The following is a 17,959-nucleotide window of genomic DNA, read 5'->3' on the forward strand; positions in this document are numbered from 1 at the left end:
CCCATACCACGCTCAGCGCCGCGGCGCTGCGTGGCACAGGACGTCGCTCGGATCCCGCGTCGACTGGTGGCACTCCCATCGGTCGTCGTGGCAGGAGACGACGAGGATCCCCGCGTCGTACGCGTCCTTCAGAGAGGAGCCTGCCCGCTGCGCGAGCAGGTTGGACGGGGTGCGCTCGGTGCACCCCTTGCCCATGTCGACCTCGATTTTCCTGTTCCCCTTGGTCGCCTTGACGGGGTTCGGCGGGGTCTTGCCCTTGTCGGCCGTGCGCACCGCCACGGCGAGCTTCGGCAGGATGCCCTCGAGGTAGGCCTTGTCGACGAGCGGGTCGGTCGACCCCGGCGACACCATGGCGAGCGTGTACTGGATCGCCATCATCTGCTGCTCCGCCGGCGCGCTCGGCTGGATCGGCCCGCTCGACCCGATCGGGATCGGCCGCGGCGGCATATCTCGCTTCGCGGCCTCCGTGGCCGCGGGGGTCGCCGCGGCGCTCGGGGCCGGCGCGGCGCTGTCCGCGCCCGGCGGCGTGGCGGCAGAGGTGGACGCTGGAGGCGCCGGGGCGCGCGGATCGTCGCACGCGAGGACGGCGAGGCCGAGGGCGAAGGCAGGGAGCGCCGCGCGGAGCTCGCGCGGCCGGACGGGGGCGGGCTGCATGGGCGGCTTATACGAGCGCGCGCCGCGCGCCGCCACGCTCGCGTGGCCGCGCGGCGCGCGCAGACGGCGCGCGGCGACCAGCGCCCCCGCGCGTCAGTCGATCTTCAGGATGGCGAGGAACGCCTCCTGCGGGATCTCGACGCTCCCGACCATCTTCATCCGCTTCTTGCCCTCCTTCTGCTTCTCGAGGAGCTTGCGCTTGCGGCTGATGTCGCCGCCATAGCACTTGGCGGTCACGTCCTTGCGCATCGCCTTCACGGTCGTCCGCGCGATGACCTTCGACCCGATCGCCGCCTGGATCGCGACCTCGTACTGCTGGCGCGGCACGATGTCCTTGAGCTTCACCGCGAGGTCCCGGCCCCGGGCGTACGCCTTGTCGCGGTGCACGATGACGCTGAGGGCGTCGAGCGGATCGCCGTTCACCAGCATGTCCAGCTTGATGAGCTCGTCGGCGCGGTACCCGACGAGCTCGTAATCCATCGACGCGTAGCCACGCGACACGCTCTTCAGCTTGTCGTGGAAGTCGAAGAGCACCTCGCTGAGGGGCATGTCGTAGGTGATGATCACGCGGTCGGACGAGGCGTACTGGATCGACTTCTGCTCCCCGCGCCGCTCCTGGCACAGGGCGAGGACCGCGCCGACGTACGTCGAGGGCACGTGGACGGTCATCCGGAAGATCGGCTCCTCGATGCGATCGGTGAGGTTCGGAGGCGGGAGCTTCGCGGGGTTCTCGATCGACTTCATCGAGCCGTCGTTCAGGTAGCAGTGGTAGACGACGCTCGGCGCGGTCGTGATGAGGTCGAGGTTGTACTCGCGCTCCAGCCGCTCCTGGATGATCTCCATGTGGAGCAGGCCGAGGAAGCCGCACCGGAAGCCGAACCCGAGCGCCTCGGAGGTGTCGGGCTCGAAGACGAACGCCGCGTCGTTCATGTGGAGCTTCGACAGCGCGTCGCGGAGGTCCTCGTACTGGGCCGAGTCCGTCGGGAAGATCCCGGCGAAGACCATCGGCTTGACCTCCTTGAAGCCGGGCAGCGGCGTCGTCGCGGGGTGGACGGCGTCGGTCACCGTGTCGCCGATCTTCGTGTCGACGACGCTCTTGATGTTGCCGACGAGGAAGCCGACCTCCCCTGGCCCGAGCTCGGTGATGGCGGTGGCGTGGGGCGTGAACACGCCCATCTCCGTCACCTCATAGTCGCGGCCGGTCGCCATGAAGCGGACCTTCTGGCCCTTCCTGATGACGCCGTCGACGACGCGGACCATGACGACCGCGCCGCGGTAGCTGTCGTACCAACTGTCGAAGATGAGGGCGCGGGGCGCCGCGTTCAGGTCGCCCTTCGGCGCCGGGATGCGCGCGACCACCGCCTCGAGGATCTCCGCGATGCCGATCCCCGTCTTGGCGCTGGCGGGGATGGCGCCGGAGCAATCGAGGCCGATGACGTCCTCGATCTCGCGCGTCGTCCGCTCGACGTCGGCCGAGGGGAGGTCGATCTTGTTGAGGACCGGGATGATCGCGAGGTTGTTGTCCAGGGCGAGGAAGACGTTCGCGAGGGTCTGCGCCTCGACGCCCTGGGTGGCATCGACGACGAGCAGCGCGCCCTCGCACGCCTGGAGGCTGCGCGAGACCTCGTAGTTGAAGTCGACGTGCCCGGGCGTATCGATGAGGTGCAGCCGGTACGTCTGCCCGTCCTTCGCGGTGTAATCCAGGCGAACGGTCTGGGCCTTGATCGTGATCCCCCGCTCGCGCTCGATGTCCATCTTGTCGAGGAACTGCTCCTTCTGCTCGCGGGCGGTGAGCGCCCCGGTCACGTCGAGGATGCGGTCGGCGAGCGTGGACTTGCCGTGGTCGATGTGGGCGATGATCGAGAAGTTGCGGATGAGCTTGGAATCAACGGGCATAGCGAGCTTCAGGGCGCGGCGACCTGACCAGCGTTAGCGGCCGCAGCGCGCGGCCTCGACCGAGGTGCGAGGGAGCGGACGGAAACGTCCGTGCCCCTCCGGGGAGCGAGCCGCGGCGCGCGGCTCTACGAGCGCCGAGGGAAATGGTGGACCGCGGCGTGCCTGCTCCTAGCGCGACCCGCGCCGCGAAGCTATCCACCCCGAGCGACCGGCGCCCGGGCGTCCGGCCTCCCAGGCCCAGAGCCTTGCGGCCCCCGGCGCCGGTCATTTCTTCGGGATCGGCGGCGCGGCGACCGGCGAGCTCTCCAGGGACATTTGCCCTGGCAGCACGTGCTCGTAGTGCTTGAGGACCATATCTATCCCTTCGCGGATGTAGACGGCGATCGGGACCTTGGTGCGTTCGTGCAGGATCTTCAGCCGCTCGGCCTGCTCGGGCGTGATGTAGATGGTCGTCGAGACTTTCTTCCGCGACATGTCACGCCCGGGAGGGTAACCCGCCAGTCTCGAAGGGTACGACTGACAAGACGTTACCCTAGATGCCGGTACGTATGATGTCAATCGGAATGGCGCCCCCGAGCTCGCCGGGGTTCGGGGATCGGCCGGGCTGGGCCGCGGGTCGCGCCCCGTGGGCTTCTTGATGTGCGCGCGGACCGCGGTCTAGACTGCGGCTTGAAGCTGGTCCGCGTCGGGACGGCTCGCCCGGCGCGTCGAGCTTGTCCCGAGCGTTCCGGGCTGGCCGGAGGAATCTCTTGATGACGCGATTCCCGCTCACCTGGCCGTCGTCCAGGTGCTCGCTCGTGGCCTTGATCACCATTTCCGTCGCCTCCTGCGCGTCCTCGACGCCGGAACCCTCGAGCGCGAAGGGCTCCACCAGCGAACGGGAAACGGCGGTCGTCCACGAGCCCTGCGACAAGGACTCCGCCGCTGCGGAGAAGGTCGATGTGAACGGCGACCGGATACCCGACATCATCCACGTGAAGCACGACGGCCGGGAGGTCTGTCGGGTCGTCGACCTAAACCTGGACGGCGCGATCGACGCCTTCATCTACTACGACGGCCAGGGGGTGGAACGGCGGCGCGAATCGGACTTCGACCGCGACGGGCGGGCCGACGAGATCGCTCACTACGAGCGCGGCGCCGTCGTGCTGAAGGAGCGCGAGACCAACTTCGACGACAAGCTCGACACCTGGGACTACTACGAGGGTCCACGCCTCGCGCGCCGTGAACGCGACTCTGACGGCGATGGGATCGTCGATCAGTGGTGGCAGTTCAACAACCCGAACGACGCGAAGTGCGCGGTCGTGGCGAGCGATCAGAACGCCGACGGCAAGGCCGATCCCGGAAGCGTGGTGGATCTGTGCGCCGAGTCGTACGGCGCGCCGAAAGCGCCCGTGCCCCCGCCGGGCGGCGCCGCGCCCCCGGAGGGAGGGGCAGGCGCAGGCCAGCCCGCGGCCGCCGGGGCGCCGGGCGCCGCGCCCACAGCGACCCCCGCCGCGGGCGCGGCTGCATCAGCGACCGCAGCGCCCACATCGGCCCCCGCCGCAGGCGCGGCCACGGCGGCGAGCGCCGCGCCCGCGAGCTCCGCGCCCGGCCAGCCGGCCGCCAGGAAGGGACCGTGACATGAGGAGACAAGCGCTCATCGCGCTGGCCACGCTCAGCCTGCTCGGCGCAGCGTGCGGCTCGGATCCAGGGTTCGAAGGCGCGAAGGCGCCGAAGGTCGCGGCGGCTCGCAACGCCGACGGCAGCATCGACGATCGCTCGATGTGCGACTGGAAGGGCAAACAAGATCGCGAGACGAGCGAGACCGCCGGGCCAGGCGCGATCCAGCCCAACGTGAGGCGCGTCTGGCAGATCGTGGGCACCGGAGAAGACCGTCACAGGGCGCTCGTCTGCCGCGAGATCGACACCAACTTCGACGGGGTGAAGGACGTCGTCCGCAAGTACAACGACAAGGGCGAGAGCCTTCACGAGGAGTCCGATTCGAACTACGACGGCCGGATCGACACATGGCTCACGTTCGCCGGCGGAAGGCTGGCCGAGGTGAAGGTCGACTCCGATCGCGACGGCAACCCCGACGAGTGGAAGTACTACAGCGGCGGCAAGCTCGCGCGCATCAAGCGCGACACGAACCGCGATGGCAAACCGGACGTCTGGGAGATCTACCGCATGGGCCGGCTCGAGCGGATGGGCGTGGACATCGACGCCGACGAGCGGGTCGATCGGTGGGATCACGACAACGAGCTGAAGCGCCGCCTCGAGGATGACGATCGCAAGAAAGAAGACGAGGCCGCCGCTGCGGCCGCAAAGAAGGCTGCGGAGGATCAGGCGGCCGCAGACAAGGCGAACGAGGCCGCGGGCGAGAGCGGGAACCCGGCGCCCTCCAGAGACAGGAAGAAATAGAGCGCGCCTCCTTCGAGCCGAGGTGGGGGTCAACTTCGCCCCCTTCCCCGACGGCGCAAGCGCGCCCGGTACTCCTGCCGCCGCCGGCGCTCGCCAGGGCAGGCGCGCCGGCGTCGGCCACGGATCCCAGCCGCGCACCGCCCAGGTCGGTCGACGCGGCGCGAGGGGCGTGCTTATCAGTGCCGTCGGCCGACACCACCGCGTCGGCGTAGGTCCCGAGCACATCATGGAAGAACGTCTGCAGAAGATCATCGCGCGCGCCGGCGTCGCCTCGCGTCGCGCATCTGAGGAGCTCATCCTCGCCGGGCGGGTGCGCGTGAACGGGCGCGTCGTGACCGAGCTCGGCTTGAAGGCCGACCGGCAGAAGGACCGCATCGAGGTGGACGGCAAGCGCCTCGTCTCCGAGGTGCCGGTCTATGTCGCGCTGCACAAGCCGCGGAACGTCGTCTCGACGTTGCGCGATCCCGAGGGGCGCCCGACGGTCGCCGACCACGTGCGAGGCACGGGCGCGCGGCTCTACCCCGTGGGTCGGCTCGACTTCGCGACGAGCGGCATCCTCCTCATGACGAACGATGGCGACTTCGCCAACGCGCTGCTCCATCCGCGCGGCGGCGTCCCGAAGACCTACGTGCTGAAGGTGCAGGGCGTCATGAGCGAGGACGATCTCACGCCGTGGCGCGAGGGGATCCGCCTCGAGGATGGCGTCACGCTGCCAGCCGAGGCGCGGCTGCTCCGCCACGAGGGCGACAAGACGTGGATCGAGGTGACCCTCCGCGAGGGCCGCAACCAGCAGATCCGGCGCATGGGCGAGGCGACCGGCTGGCCCGTGATGCGCCTGGCCCGGACGACGTTCGCCGGCGTGAGCTCGGAAGGCCTCCGACCGGGAGAGTGGCGCGCCTTGACGGTGGATGAGCTCCTCCACATCCGCGAGGCGTTCGGCGTGCCCAAGCGGATCCGCGGCGCGGCCATGGGCGCGTCGTCGGGTCCGGTCGACTACCGCCGCACCGCCAGCTCGGCCCGGGCGGGCGCGAAGGCGTCATCTCGGCCTGCACCGGAAGCCGCTGGTGCGGCCGCGCGCAGCCGGGGACCGGCGCAGCCGAGGGTTCGCTCCAGAGCCAACGCCGACGCCCCGAGCGCACCTGGTCAGGGCCCGGCAGGGCGGATCGCTCGCTCCAGAGCCAACGCCGACGCCCCGAGCGCACCTGGCCAGGGCCCGGGCGGGCGGATCGCTCGCTCCAGAGCCAACGCCGACGCCCCGAGTACGCCCGCCCGGAGCCCGGCGGGGCGGACGGCTCGCTCCAGGACGGATGTCACCGCGCCGGCGACGCCCGGACCGGGCGCCGCTAGATCTGCGCGAAGCGTCCGCTCCGAAACGAAGCCTCGAGCAGCTGAGACACGCGCGCCTCGAGCTCGCGGGCGCGAGCGTCGTTGATGCCGGCGAGCGCCTGTTTGATCTCGCCGAGCGCCTTCAGCTGACTGAACAGCTGGACGTCGCCGAGCGAGGCGCCGCCCGTGAGAATCTGCCGGATCCGATCGATCTCCGCGGCGAGCGCCTCCACGCCGACGCCGAGCGCGCCGACGCGGCGACGATCCGGGTGCTCGCGAAAGAAGGCCTCGAGCACCGGCTGCACGATGCCCTCGAGGATCGCCGCCTGATCCTGGTTGTTCCAGATGTGCTTGAGCACGAAGAAGTCGCTCGCGTCGGTCGTCTGGCGGCCATCGAGGTAAGCGCTCGCCGCGAAGAGCTTGAGCATCTTCACGACACGGCGATCCGAGAGCGATATCCCTTCAGCGCGGATCTGGAACACCAGCCCCTTGTAGGCAGATAGGAACGCATCACCGAAGTTCATCCGCGCGCCGAACCCTCGGCCGAGCTCGGCGAGCTCGCGCGCCGCGACGAGCGGGCGAAGCGGCTCGCCGGCCATGTGCCGGATCTCCTGCTGGATGCCGCGCTGGAGCAGCTCGCTGAAGTGGTAGGCGTCGAGGTTGTCGGACTGCACCCGCAGGAGGAAGCGGTCGAAGATCGCGGTCAGCGTCTCGTCGCCGGGCACCTCGTTCGAGGCCGCGAAGACGCTGATGAGCGGGCAGCGGAGCACCTGACCGCCGCTCGCAAACTTGCGCTCGTTCAGCAGCGTGAGCAGCGCGTTCAGGATGGCGCTGTTCGACTTGAAGACCTCGTCGAGGAAGACGATCTCCGCCTCGGGGAGCATTCCCGAGGTGTTCCGGCGGTAGACGCCCTCGCGAAAAGCACCGATGTCGACCGGGCCGAAGATCTCGTTCGGCTCGGTGAAGCGCGTGAGCAGGTACTCGAAGTACCGGGCCTGCATCAGCTCAGCGAGCGTGCGGATGAGCGCGCTCTTCGCGGTCCCCGGCGGGCCGAGGAGCACGCAGTGCTCGCCCGCGACGACCGCGATCATGAGCAGGCGGATGATCTCGTCCTTGCCTAGGAACTGCCGCTCGAGGCTATGGGCAAGCAGGCGCAGGCGCTCGTGGAGCGGAGCGGACATGAGACGAATCCTCGTATCACAGGCCCGCCGCCTGGCGCACCGATCGGCGCATCGCCCCGTGCGTTCCCACGCCGTGCGTTCCCACGACGCCAGCGCGCCGAGCGGTTGAACAAAAACGTTGAACAAAACACAGAGGCCGGTGGGTCACACCGGCCTCGCAGGGTCTGCTCGCTGTCGCAGAGCCTATGTCGTGGAGCGGGAGACGGGATTTGAACCCGCGACGTCAACCTTGGCAAGGTTGCACTCTACCACTGAGTTACTCCCGCAGATGTCAATCACTTAATTCAGAAAACCAAAGCTGAAGGCGTTTGTCAGAAAAATCCTGATTCTCGCCAGGTCATCACCGGAGGTTCGCTCCGTCGATGCGTGGCGGATGAGTACCAATCGGCGTGGTGAGAGTCAAGCTCTCAAGAACAAAACCTTAAAACTTCCGTCGCCGGCAGGTTGCACGGCCGCTCTGGTCGAGTATTGTGTGGCCATTGCGAGCGAGGGGGCTCGCCAAGCAGCACCGCGCACGGTGCCGCTCACAAAAGCCTTCGCGTTCGCGACAGCGGCACCGTGTGGGGGGCTCTTACATCATAAGGGTGCCCGCCACTCGGCGCGCTCTTGGTTGGCCTGGGTCGACCAGGCAGGTCCTTTGGACTTGGGGGGAGCATGAACGAACAGACTGCTTTGCGAGTGGACGTTGCGGAGACAACGGCGCCGGTCCTTCAGAAAGAGTACCGGTCCGGAGTCCACGCCAAGCGACAGGATGACGACGGCGGGTGGGGGCTCGTCCTGATCGGGCTCGACGCTCCGCCGCGGATCGTGAGCCTCATGGACGGCGCCGTGATCGGCAGCGCCGCGCGCGACGGGCGCATTGAGGGCCACGGGATCGCGCCGGAGCACGCGAAAATCAGCGTCCGCTCCGACGGTTGCTACATCGAGGACATGGATACCCACGACGGCACGTGGGTGAACGGCGTCCGCGCCCGGCGCATCGGCGTGATGCACGGCGACGTGGTCCGCCTCGGGCATCAGCTCGCGGTCTTCGTCGAGCGGCACCTCGCGCTGTACGACGGCGCGCCGTCTCGGCTCGGGCCGCTGGTGTTCGGATCGAAGCAGCGCAAGGACTGGATCGACCCGGTGATGAAGCTCGTGCAGTCGGGCTCGAGCGTCTGCATCGAGGGCGCGCCCGGGGTCGGGAAGCGGACGCTGGCTCGCCTCGCCGCAGCGGTGCGCGAGGGCCTGGGTGAGACGCTGGTCGTCGACGGGAGCGCAGAGACGAAGCCGGCCATTCCGCCGGGCGCGCGACCGATGACATGGCTCGTCCTCGACGCCGATCGCCTGCCGCGCCCGCAGCAGCTGGAGATCGCGCACTCGGTCGGTCGCGCGAACGGCGTCAGCATCATCGCGACGACCGGACAGCCGCTCGACCGGGCCGCCGGCGACGGGCGCGTGGCGCCGTGGTTCGCTTCGCTCTTCTCGGGCAAGCGGCTCACGATCCCGACGCTCGAGATGCGGCGCGAGGACGTGCCGCTCATCGTGCGCGACATCGCGGAGCGCAACGCGATCAACCTCGATCGCTTCACCCCGCAGCTCCTGGAGGCGCTCGTCCGCGCCGGCTGGCCGGGCGGCGTGCCGCAGCTCGAGTCCGCCATCGTGACCGCAGCCCAGGCTTCGCCGGACGGTCCGCTCTCCGTCACGCCGATCGCGGGCTCGCTCGCGCGCGGCCCGCGCATCAAGCCGAACCTCCCGCCCGCGACGGATCCTTCGCTCGCGCGCGCTCGTCTCGAGGACGCCCTCGCCCGGGCCAACGGCTCCGTGGCGTCGGCTGCGCGTGCCCTGGGCATGTCGCGACAGGCGATCTACCGCGAGGCCGATCGGCTCGGCCTCGACATCGCGCGCCGCAGAGTCCCGCGCGGCTGAGCTGACGCCCGTCACACGCCTGGGAGCCTCGCGTCGCGTCAGCGCCGAGGGGGGCTCTCGGCGCGCTTCGTGACGAAGCGCCGGCGCGCGCCGGGCGGACGCCCAGGCGCGGATCTTCAACCGTAAAATCCGAGAGACGTATGGCTGACGATCGATCCCTCCTCGGGGTCGACGCACTGCTCGTAGTGCAGCATCTCGCCTCGCGACGACGGCGGGAGCGCGCGGAGCAACGTGTAGATAGGGCCGAGGCCGCAGACGCGACGGCTGGCGAGGTCCCGAGCGACGTCGACGAAGAAGCCCGGCGCATCGATCGACGTCGCGCGCTCGATCGAGGCGAGGTCGCGGTCGCGCAACGCCGTCCGCTGCCGCTCGTCGAGGGGCGCGGGATCACCGAAGCGCGGGCCGACGTGGGCGAGGTCCGCTCCTGCGATGACGAGGACGCGACCGGGGCGCTTCGCCAGGGCGTCGCGGAGCGCCCTCAGGAACGACTCGGCGCCATCGTCTTCCGCGGGGTCGCGACGCCGCGCCTGACACTCCGAGAGGCCGCAGAGGATGGGTACGATCGAGGCCGGGCGTCCGCCAAGGAGATGACGCACAAACACGGCCTGAAACTCGATCGAGTGCTCGTTCTTGTGCAGGTACTGGTCCTCGCGCACGTCGAAGCGGCTCGCCGCCGCGAGCTCCGCGATCATCTCTCGATCTGGCTCGAGAGGACCGAGCGGCGTCGCGAACGTCTTCTCGCAGACGGCGTACGGACGGCGCATGGCGGCGTGGGACGTCCCGAGCAGAACGAACGTGTCGACCTGCTCGAGCTCTGGACCCGCCAGCGCCTGCTCCAGCGCAGCATAGGCATGCCCGTAGCCCGCCGCGGCGCGCCAGAGATCCATGTGCGGCGCGCAGAGCCCGACCATGCGCGTCGGCGCGCTTTGCGACGCTACAGCGCGCGTCGCTCCGCCCTGTGGCCGCGCGACCTGGAGGCACTTTCGCTCGATGAAGTCGGCGAGCTTCCGCCGATCGCCGTGGTACGCGCCGCCCGCGTGCGCGGCCATCCGGATCGGCGCTGCGTCGAACGATTGCACGACGCTCCGCCGGCGCGCGTGGAATCGCGGGCTGTCGAGCATCCATGCGCGTTCCAGCTCGTCGGCCAGCTGCGACACGTGGGCGACGTCCACGTGCTGGCCCGTCGACCGGGCGACGTCACGCGCGATCTCGTCGATCGATCGCCTCCCGTCGAAGCGCGCGAGCACGGCAGCGCTCGCGGCAGGAACGACCACCGGAGACGGCGCGATGCCCTCGGTGTCGCGCAGCATCAACGCGCGGCCATGGCGCTCATCCTGGATGACGACGATCTCAAGAGCTCGAAGCTTCGGGCGCAGCACCGGCATCCAGCGCGAGGATAGCGCGTGCGCGCTCGCCGCCCAGCGCGCGACCTCGCGCATCCGGGAACGGCGCCGACGCCCCCGCGGTCGCAGCGGCAGCTCGCTCCACAACGGACGGCGCTGGTGCCCTGCGTCAGAGCCCCCGCCAGGATCGCGGATTGCTGCTTCGCAGAGGCGCCGCATGGCACTAGGGTCGCTCCTTGGAGCTCCGCCCTGCTCCGCACCCCTCCCCTTGCATCGCGGCCGCTTCGGGCTGGCAGTACGTCCGATCACCACGAGAGCACTCCGAACGAATGCGTCGAACCACGCCCCTCGATCCACCCGTCCGTGAAGCTGATCTGCTCACCGAGCTCTCGGCCGTGTACCGCGAGGCCGAAGAGGTCTTCAGTGGCTGGACGTGCGAGGCCTCGACCGAGTGCTGTCGGTTCGGCATCACGGGCCGCGAGCCGTACGTGACGTCCGTCGAGCTCGCTGCCGTCCGGCGAGCGATCGCGGCTCGCGGGGGCCGCCGGGCGCTCGAGGGGATCGTGCGGGCGGACGGGGCGGGAGCGCCCGAGCCGGGGGTATTCGCCAGCGGCCCGAGCCGGCGACGCGCGCTGCCGCAGGCGTCGGAGCGGCGGTGCCCGATGCTCACCGACGCCGGCCGCTGCGCGATCTACGCCGCGAGGCCCCTCGGGTGCCGCACGTTCTTTTGTGATCGTGCCTCCGCTGGATCCCCGGTCCGCCACCACGACGTCACCCGGCTCGTCCGCAAGGTGCAGGAGATCGCCGCGCGACACGAGCCGGGCGGCGACCTCGGCCGTCCGTTCACCCGCGCCCTGGCGGAGGCTGGAGCGAGCGCCGCGGGCGCGCCGCCCAGGACGAGCAGCGCGGCGCGCGCTCGCCGCGGCCGCTGAGGCCCGCCGCTCAGGTCCGCTCGACGGCCATCACGCCGGGGATCCGCTGCAGCCGCCGGATCACGCTCTTCAGCTGCGCGAGGTCGGAGCAGAGGAACGTGAACGTGTTCATCGCCCGACCGTCGTCGCCCGCGCGGCAGGTCGCCTCGCTGATGTTGATGCCCTGCTCGTGGAACGTGTGGCCGACCGTCGCGAGGATGCCCGGCCGGTTCGCCGTCATCACCTTGATCTGCACGGGGCGGTTGATCTTCGCGCGCGAGTCCCAGGAGATCTCCACGCGGCGCTCCGGGTCCGTGTCGAACGCCTTGGCGCAGTTGCGGCGGTGGACGGTGATGCCGCGGCCGCGCGTGATGAAGCCGACGATCTCGTCGCCTGGGAGCGGGTTACAGCACTTCGTGTAGCGGACGAGGACGTCGTCGATGCCGTTCAGCCGGATGCCGTGGCTGTCGCGCCCGGTGACCTTGCGGACGAGCGACTCGATGCGCCCCTCCTTGATCGACTCGGGCGGCGGGGTCGGCGTGCCCTTCTCGTTCTCCTTGGGCGTGGGCGCGAGGAACTCGCACACCGCGCGGACGCTCACCTTGCCGTAGCCGACCGAGATGAAGAGCTCGTCGGCCGAGGTGACCCCGAAGCGCTCCATGACCTTGCGCAGCTCGCCCTCGTGCTTCGTGAGGCGACTCAGGCTCATGCTCCGCTGGTGCATCTCCTTCTCGAGGAGCTCACGACCGAGCTTCAGCGACTTCTCCCGCTGCTCCGTGCGCAGGAAGTTGCGGATCTTCGAGCGCGCGCGGCTGGTCGAGACGTAATCGAGCCAGTCCTTCGAAGGGTGCTGGCTCGGGTTGGTCATCACCTCGACCACATCGCCGTTCCGGAGCTTCGATCGCAGCGGGACGATGGCGCCGTTGACCCGCGCCCCCGAGCAGTGCTCGCCGACCTGCGTGTGGATCGCGTACGCGAAGTCGATGGGCGTCGAGCCGCGGGGGAAGACGCGCACGTCGCCCTTCGGCGTGAAGACGTACACCTCGTCCTGGAACAGGTCGACCTTGACGCTCTCCAGGAACTCGGCCGGATCCTTGAGCTCCTTCTGGAACTCCATCAGCTGGCGGAGCCAGCCGAACCGCGCGGCGTCCTTCGGGTCGATGCCGCCGGAGTTGTTCTCCTTGTACTTCCAGTGCGCCGCGATGCCCTGCTCCGCGACGCGGTGCATCTCGTGGGTGCGAATCTGGATCTCGATCCGCTCGCGCCCGGGTCCGATGACCGTCGTGTGCAGCGACTGGTACATATTCGGCTTGGGCAGCGCGACGTAGTCCTTGAAGCGGCCGGGGACCGGGGTCCACTGCGAGTGGATCACGCCGAGCGTCGCGTAACAGTCGGCCACCGACTCGACGAGGACGCGGAACGCGATGACGTCATAGACCTGATCGAAATCGCACTGCTGCGCCTGCATCTTGCGCCAGATCGAGTAGAGGTGCTTCGCGCGGCCTGTGACGTCGACCGCGAAGCCCTGCTCCGCGAGCTTGCCCGCGAGCACCTTCGAGACCTCGTGGATGTACTTGTCCCGCTCCTTCGCGGTCGTCTTGACCTTCTGCGAGAGGTCCGACCAGGCTTCCGGCTCGATGTACCTGAACGACAGGTCCTCGAGCTCGCTCTTGAAGCGCGCGATGCCGAGGCGGTTCGCGAGCGGCGCGTAGATCTCCATCGTCTCCCGGGCGATCCGGTCCTGCGCCTCGGGCTTCATGAACTCGAGCGTCCGCATGTTGTCGAGGCGGTCGCACAGCTTCACGAGGAGCACGCGGATGTCCCGCGCCATCGCCACCAGCATCTTGCGGAAGTTCTCGGCTTGCCGATCTTCCTTGGAAGCGAAGTTGATCTTCGAGAGCTTCGTCACGCCGTCGACGAGGAACGCCACCTCCTGGCCGAAGCTGTTCTCGATGTCGGTGGTCGTCGCGAGCGTGTCCTCGACGACATCGTGCAAGAGCCCTGCGCAGACGCTCGCCGTGTCCAGCTTGAGCTCGGTGATGATCGCGGCGACGCTCGCCGGGTGGGAAAAGTAAGGGTCGCCGCTCTTGCGGGTCTGCCCCTTGTGAGCGTCAGAGCTGTAGGCGTAGGCCCGGGCGATGAGATCGACGTCTGCCGCCGGCTGATAGGTCCGGACGCGATCGACAAGCTCCGTCAACGTCAGCATGAAGAGTTCGGTGGGCGCAATGCGCCCCCTCCCTTTCGCACGCTAACACCGCGATCTAGACCCCGCAATTGTGTCACCATGCGCGCTGCCCGGCGCAGGGCACGCGCGCTCCGCCGCGCGTCCTCGTCGTCCTCGTCGCCCTCCTCAGGGTGCTCGTCCTCATCTCGGTTCATCTCGGAGTTTCCGCTTCGCCCGCTTGCGTCGGGTCGAATGCTGTCGCGGATTCATGAAAACCATGGAGCCCATCACCGTCTACGTCCACTTCCCCTGGTGTCTCAAGAAGTGTCCCTACTGCGACTTCGTCTCTTTCGCGAAGGCGCGGGAGGCGATCGACCACCGCGGCTATGCCGACGCCGTGCTGGCCGAGCTCCGGAAACGGGAGGATGTGCTGGGCGAGCGCGAGCTCCGGAGCATCTTCTTCGGCGGCGGGACGCCGTCCCTGTGGGAGCCGGACGAGATGGGCAGGGTGCTGTCGGCGATCACCGCGGCCGCCGGCCGGCTCTCGCCGGACCTCGAGGTGACCGTCGAGTGCAACCCGACCTCGCTCGATGAGCAGCGGGCCCGAGCGTTCCGAGCGATCGGAGTGAACCGGCTCAGCATCGGAGTTCAAGGCCTCGACGTCGAGCGCCTCCGGTTCCTCGGGCGCCTGCACGACCCAGACGGCGGCCTCAGCGCGCTCTCGGCGGCGCTCCGGTCCGGGATGCCGCGCGTGAGCGGCGATCTCATCTACGGTGTCGCGGTCGGAACGGTCGAGGCGGCGCGGGAGCAACGCCCCGAGCACGCCGCCGCCGAGGCGCGCGCCGTGGCCTCGACCGGGGTGACCCATATCTCGGCGTACAGCCTGACGGTCGAGCCCGGCACCTCGTTCGGAGAGCTCGCGCGGCGCGGTCGCCTGCCGCTCGCCGGAGACGATGGAGTGGCGGACACGTTCTTCGCCATCGACGAGGCCCTCGAGGCAGAGGGGCTCGCCCATTACGAGGTGTCGAACTACGCGAGGCCAGGCCACGAGGCGCGCCACAACCTCGGTTACTGGCAAGGCATCGACTACGTCGGGCTCGGGTGCGCCGCTTACGGGACGGTGTCGCGCCCAGATCCGCGCTGGGGCCTGCGCTCGGCCCGCGCGGAGGGCCAGGATGCAGAAGCGTTCGCGGTCCGGTACCGGAACATCGTGAGTCCGGAACGGTACATGGCTGCGATGGCCGAGGGCGGCGAGGCGATCGCCGTGGAGAGCGAGGAGCGGCTCGAGCCGGAGACGCGGCTGTCCGAGCGGATCATGCTCGGGCTGCGGCTGCGCGAGGGGCTCGATCTGGAGGCCGCGGCGGCGGCGCTCGGGGTGCCGGCGTGGCCGCCCTCGCGGCGGCGGGCCGCGGAGCGGATCGAGCGCGCCGGCCGTCTGGAGGTGGCCGGCGGGCGGGTCCGCGTCCCGCGAGCCGCCTGGGTCTTCGCCGACGGCATCGCGGCCGACCTGTTCTGAAGCAGCGCCGCAAGGGCGTCACGTGGGCTCGCGGTGGACGCCGGGGCGGGACCGCGCTCCGATGATCGCCCCATGAGCCGTTTGCCTACCGTCGAGGACATTCGCGGCGCCGGCGTGCGCATCACGCCCCACGCCCACGTGACGCCCGTCATGACCAGCCGGACGATCGACGGCATCGCGGGCGCGCGCGTCTTCTTCAAGTGCGAGAACCTGCAGCGGGTCGGGGCGTTCAAGTTCCGCGGCGCGTGCAACGCGGTTCTGTCCCTCTCGGACGAGGAGGCGCAGCGCGGCGTCGCGACCCACTCCTCGGGCAACCACGCCGCCGCGCTCGCGCTCGCGGCCCGCATCCGCGGCGTCGCCGCGTACATCGTCATGCCCGAGAACGCGCCCGCCGTGAAGCGCGCCGCCGTGGAGGGCTACGGCGCCCGGGTCGTGAGCTGCGCCCCCACGCTCCGGTCGCGCGAGGAGACGATCGCTCGCGTGATCTCCGAGACGGGCGCGATCCTCGTCCATCCTTACAACGACGCGCGCGTCATCGCCGGCCAGGGCACGGCCGCGCTGGAGCTCGCAGCCCAGGTGGACGATCTCGACGCCGTGGTCACGCCCGTGGGCGGCGGCGGCCTGCTCTCCGGGACCGCCATCGCCACCGGCGCGCTGTCGCGAGCGCGCACGTTCGGCGCCGAGCCCGAGGCCGCGGACGACGCCGCGCGATCGATGCGCGAAGGGAGGATCATCCCTTCGAACGACCCGGTCACGATCGCCGACGGCCTCCGCAGCTCGCTCGGCGAGCTCACCTTCGCGGTCCTGCGCGAGCGCGGGGTCGAGATCGTGACCGTGAGCGAAGAGGACATCGTCAAGGCGATGCGCGTCGTCTGGGAACGGATGAAGCTCGTCATCGAGCCGAGCGCGGCCGTCCCGGTGGCAGCGGTCCTGCGACGCCTGGTCCAAGGGGCGCGGATCGGCGTCATCGTGAGCGGAGGCAACGTCGATTTGTCCCGGCTCCCGTTCACCTGAGCGCGATCGCGGGAGCCACGCCGGCTCCCCAGCTTCGCCGCGCCCACACGCGGACGATCGAGCTTCGCCTGAGCGATCGGGCGTCCGAGCCTCCCCGCGAGGGGGCGCTGGCGCTCCCCGCGCGCGCTCTCAGGGGCCGCGCCGGTCACGCGCGAAGCGCAAGGTGGCGCGCACCGCGCTCGGCCCCGGGCCGGGCGGCGCCGCTGCGACCGACCGCCCTTGCGCGTCGAGGATGCGCGAGCCGCCCTGGCCGTCGAGCGCAGGGCGGGACGGCCCCCAGTTGGCGTTCACGATCGAGATGCGATGGCGGCGGGCGAGCACGGGCAGGAGATCCGCGCGCATGTCCCCTTCCCCGGGTGAGTCGACCCACGCCGTAGGGAAGAGCAGCAGATCGGCCTCATCGAGCGCGTCGCCCGCGTCTTCGGAGAGGAAGTGAACATCGAAGCAGATCGCGACGGTCAGCTTGATGCCGCGCAGATCGAGGACCGGCGTCCCGAGATCTCCCGGCGCCGCCCAGCGCTCCGGGAACCACGGATGACGCTTGCGGTAATGGCCCACGCGCCGTCCGTCGCCGTCGAAGACGAGCAAGCTGTTGTAGAAGCGCCCCTCGCTCGCCTCGACGAGGGGGCCGGCCAGCGCGATCCCATGCCTGCGCGCGAGCTCGGCGAGCCGCACCGCCGACTCCCCGTCGATCGGCTCCGCGAAGCGGCGCAGATCGCTGTCGCCCCTCGGCGAGACGTAGCCCGTGAGGATGAGCTCGGGCAGCAGCACCAGCTCGGCCCCCGCAAGCGCGGGCGAGCCGAGGAGACCGTCGATCTCGGCAAGCGCGCCCCGCCGGTCGCCGAAGCGCTGCGGTAGCTCGAGCGCGACCACGTCGACGGAGCGATCGCTCAAGGGCACCACCGGACGCCCCCGCGCCGCGAGCACGCGCCCGCGCCGCCCGGCGGCGATCCGGTCGCATCGCCCCGTGCAGCGCACCGCAGAGCCATGGGGCGCCCTTGGCTCAGCGGTTCCGCGCGACCTGGAGCTGGTGGAGGCTCACCGCCAGGTCGACCTGGCGGCGCAGATCCGAGGCGATCCAGGGCTTCGTGATGATCCGGAAGGCCGCGCTCTCCCGGGAGATCTTCTGGATCTGCTCGACGTCCGTCGGGGCGCAGACCAGCACGGGGACGTAACTCAGCCCCTGCCGGCGCAGCTCGCGCAGCAGCGCGAGCCCGCTGAAATGAGGCATCCGATAGTCGGCGACGACCACGGCGGGCGGCTCCTTCACCGCGGCGGCCAGCGCGCGGCGAGGGTCCCCGAAGGTGCGGACCTGGTAGCCGGAGCGGAGCGCCCGATCCATGAGGTCCAGGTTGAGCTCCTCGTCGTCGACGGCGTAGAGGAGGGCTCCTTGGCCCCGACCACTCGAAGGTGGCGGCATGCTGCCGGAGTGCGGGGCATTGCCCATCAAGCGCGAGGGTATCAGACCTCGTCCTCCTGCACCACGCGCTCAAGCCGAGGCGATCTGGTTGCCTGCATCACGCCCAGCGAACGGAAGGCAAACACGCGACACCGCGGGAAGGCCGGCAGATGTGGGCGCCGCGTCGACCCGGCGCCCGGCCGGACCCCGCCCTGACTCGCGTCGCTTCAGCCAGCCTCGAGGCGCC

15 protein-coding genes and 1 tRNA gene are annotated in these 17,959 nt (G+C 70.0%); 7 read left to right on the forward strand and 9 right to left on the reverse strand.

All coding sequences use genetic code 11. The features are described 5' to 3' along the window. Positions 1-12: 12 nt before the first annotated feature. The 3 genes from WME79_RS21615 to WME79_RS21625 all read right to left on the reverse strand — a co-directional run bounded on the left by WME79_RS21615 (position 13) and on the right by WME79_RS21625 (position 3,024). Positions 13-654: a hypothetical protein gene (locus WME79_RS21615; RefSeq protein ID WP_437538525.1), complete on the reverse strand. Its 642-nt coding sequence runs from the start codon at positions 652-654 to the stop codon at positions 13-15. A gap of 93 nt (positions 655-747) precedes the next feature. After that, positions 748-2,550 carry a translation elongation factor 4 gene (gene lepA / locus WME79_RS21620; RefSeq protein ID WP_437538526.1) on the reverse strand — a complete coding sequence of 601 codons (1,803 nt, stop codon included), beginning with the start codon at positions 2,548-2,550 and terminating at the stop codon, positions 748-750. Positions 2,551-2,814: 264 nt separating this feature from the next. After that, positions 2,815-3,024: a ribbon-helix-helix domain-containing protein gene (locus tag WME79_RS21625; RefSeq protein WP_437538527.1), complete on the reverse strand. Its 210-nt coding sequence runs from the start codon at positions 3,022-3,024 to the stop codon at positions 2,815-2,817. A 278-nt stretch (positions 3,025-3,302) separates the two neighbouring features. Here WME79_RS21625 and WME79_RS21630 point away from each other — a divergent pair, with 278 nt between their 5' ends. The 3 genes from WME79_RS21630 to WME79_RS21640 all read left to right on the forward strand — a co-directional run bounded on the left by WME79_RS21630 (position 3,303) and on the right by WME79_RS21640 (position 6,382). Continuing rightward, positions 3,303-4,169 carry a hypothetical protein gene (locus WME79_RS21630; protein WP_437538528.1) on the forward strand — a complete coding sequence of 289 codons (867 nt, stop codon included), beginning with the start codon at positions 3,303-3,305 and terminating at the stop codon, positions 4,167-4,169. 1 nt (position 4,170) lies between these two features. Beyond that, the gene (locus tag WME79_RS21635; RefSeq protein WP_437538529.1) at positions 4,171-4,950 is read left to right on the forward strand and encodes a hypothetical protein; all 780 of its coding nucleotides are present in this window, start codon (positions 4,171-4,173) and stop codon (positions 4,948-4,950) included. Positions 4,951-5,176: 226 nt separating this feature from the next. Continuing rightward, positions 5,177-6,382: a pseudouridine synthase gene (locus tag WME79_RS21640; protein WP_437538530.1), complete on the forward strand. Its 1,206-nt coding sequence runs from the start codon at positions 5,177-5,179 to the stop codon at positions 6,380-6,382. Here the strand turns inward: WME79_RS21640 and WME79_RS21645 are convergent. Continuing rightward, complete coding sequence (locus tag WME79_RS21645; RefSeq protein ID WP_012236471.1) at positions 6,294-7,457, reverse strand: AAA family ATPase; 1,164 nt, start codon at positions 7,455-7,457, stop codon at positions 6,294-6,296. The genes WME79_RS21640 and WME79_RS21645 overlap by 89 nt on opposite strands. A 191-nt stretch (positions 7,458-7,648) precedes the next feature. Beyond that, a tRNA-Gly gene (locus tag WME79_RS21650) sits at positions 7,649-7,723 on the reverse strand. Between the two features lie 412 nt (positions 7,724-8,135). Here WME79_RS21650 and WME79_RS21655 point away from each other — a divergent pair. Continuing rightward, entirely contained in the window at positions 8,136-9,365 is a 1,230-nt protein-coding gene (locus tag WME79_RS21655) for an FHA domain-containing protein (protein WP_437539895.1), read from the forward strand. 116 nt (positions 9,366-9,481) lie between these two features. Here WME79_RS21655 and amrB read toward each other — a convergent pair whose 3' ends face one another. Beyond that, positions 9,482-10,804 (reverse strand): AmmeMemoRadiSam system protein B, encoded by a 1,323-nt coding sequence (amrB, locus tag WME79_RS21660; protein ID WP_437538531.1) that lies wholly within the window; start codon positions 10,802-10,804, stop codon positions 9,482-9,484. A gap of 233 nt (positions 10,805-11,037) precedes the next feature. Between amrB and WME79_RS21665 the strand changes: the two genes are divergently transcribed. After that, positions 11,038-11,640, forward strand: coding sequence for a YkgJ family cysteine cluster protein (locus tag WME79_RS21665; protein WP_437538532.1), 603 nt, complete (start codon positions 11,038-11,040; stop codon positions 11,638-11,640). Between the two features lie 10 nt (positions 11,641-11,650). On the opposite strand, the gene WME79_RS21670 is transcribed toward WME79_RS21665, so the two are convergent. After that, positions 11,651-13,825 carry a RelA/SpoT family protein gene (locus tag WME79_RS21670; RefSeq protein WP_437538533.1) on the reverse strand — a complete coding sequence of 725 codons (2,175 nt, stop codon included), beginning with the start codon at positions 13,823-13,825 and terminating at the stop codon, positions 11,651-11,653. Between the two features lie 226 nt (positions 13,826-14,051). Between WME79_RS21670 and hemW the strand changes: the two genes are divergently transcribed. Together hemW and WME79_RS21680 are read left to right on the forward strand one after the other, a co-directional pair. Continuing rightward, on the forward strand, positions 14,052-15,299 hold the full coding sequence (hemW, locus tag WME79_RS21675; protein ID WP_437538534.1) for a radical SAM family heme chaperone HemW: 1,248 nt from the start codon (positions 14,052-14,054) through the stop codon (positions 15,297-15,299). Positions 15,300-15,371: 72 nt separating this feature from the next. Further along, a complete protein-coding gene (locus WME79_RS21680; RefSeq protein WP_437538535.1) occupies positions 15,372-16,313 on the forward strand; it encodes a pyridoxal-phosphate dependent enzyme in 942 nt (313 codons plus the stop codon). Positions 16,314-16,442: 129 nt separating this feature from the next. Here WME79_RS21680 and WME79_RS21685 read toward each other — a convergent pair whose 3' ends face one another. Then, the gene (locus WME79_RS21685; protein WP_437539897.1) at positions 16,443-17,213 is read right to left on the reverse strand and encodes a carbon-nitrogen hydrolase family protein; all 771 of its coding nucleotides are present in this window, start codon (positions 17,211-17,213) and stop codon (positions 16,443-16,445) included. Positions 17,214-17,316: 103 nt separating this feature from the next. Next, positions 17,317-17,760, reverse strand: a complete 444-nt coding sequence (locus tag WME79_RS21690) for a response regulator (protein WP_437538536.1) — start codon at positions 17,758-17,760, stop codon at positions 17,317-17,319. Positions 17,761-17,959: the final 199 nt, after the last annotated feature.

It is taken from the genome of Sorangium sp. So ce726, from assembly GCF_051521405.1.
GTDB lineage: Bacteria > Myxococcota_A > Polyangia > Polyangiales > Polyangiaceae > Sorangium.

What these genes read in the sequence shown, in the direction of transcription:
- WME79_RS21640 (WP_437538530.1), top strand. Translation starts at nt 5,177, where the DNA reads ATGGAAGAACGTCTGCAGAAGATCATCGCGCGCGCCGGCGTCGCCTCG.
- WME79_RS21665 (WP_437538532.1), top strand. Translation starts at nt 11,038, where the DNA reads ATGCGTCGAACCACGCCCCTCGATCCACCCGTCCGTGAAGCTGATCTG.
- WME79_RS21635 (WP_437538529.1), top strand. Translation starts at nt 4,171, where the DNA reads ATGAGGAGACAAGCGCTCATCGCGCTGGCCACGCTCAGCCTGCTCGGC.
- WME79_RS21630 (WP_437538528.1), top strand. Translation starts at nt 3,303, where the DNA reads ATGACGCGATTCCCGCTCACCTGGCCGTCGTCCAGGTGCTCGCTCGTG.
- lepA (WP_437538526.1), bottom strand. Translation starts at nt 2,550, where the DNA reads ATGCCCGTTGATTCCAAGCTCATCCGCAACTTCTCGATCATCGCCCAC.
- WME79_RS21670 (WP_437538533.1), bottom strand. Translation starts at nt 13,825, where the DNA reads ATGCTGACGTTGACGGAGCTTGTCGATCGCGTCCGGACCTATCAGCCG.
- amrB (WP_437538531.1), bottom strand. Translation starts at nt 10,804, where the DNA reads ATGCGCGAGGTCGCGCGCTGGGCGGCGAGCGCGCACGCGCTATCCTCG.
- hemW (WP_437538534.1), top strand. Translation starts at nt 14,052, where the DNA reads ATGAAAACCATGGAGCCCATCACCGTCTACGTCCACTTCCCCTGGTGT.
- WME79_RS21625 (WP_437538527.1), bottom strand. Translation starts at nt 3,024, where the DNA reads ATGTCGCGGAAGAAAGTCTCGACGACCATCTACATCACGCCCGAGCAG.
- WME79_RS21645 (WP_012236471.1), bottom strand. Translation starts at nt 7,457, where the DNA reads ATGTCCGCTCCGCTCCACGAGCGCCTGCGCCTGCTTGCCCATAGCCTC.
- WME79_RS21690 (WP_437538536.1), bottom strand. Translation starts at nt 17,760, where the DNA reads ATGGGCAATGCCCCGCACTCCGGCAGCATGCCGCCACCTTCGAGTGGT.
- WME79_RS21680 (WP_437538535.1), top strand. Translation starts at nt 15,372, where the DNA reads ATGAGCCGTTTGCCTACCGTCGAGGACATTCGCGGCGCCGGCGTGCGC.
- WME79_RS21615 (WP_437538525.1), bottom strand. Translation starts at nt 654, where the DNA reads ATGCAGCCCGCCCCCGTCCGGCCGCGCGAGCTCCGCGCGGCGCTCCCT.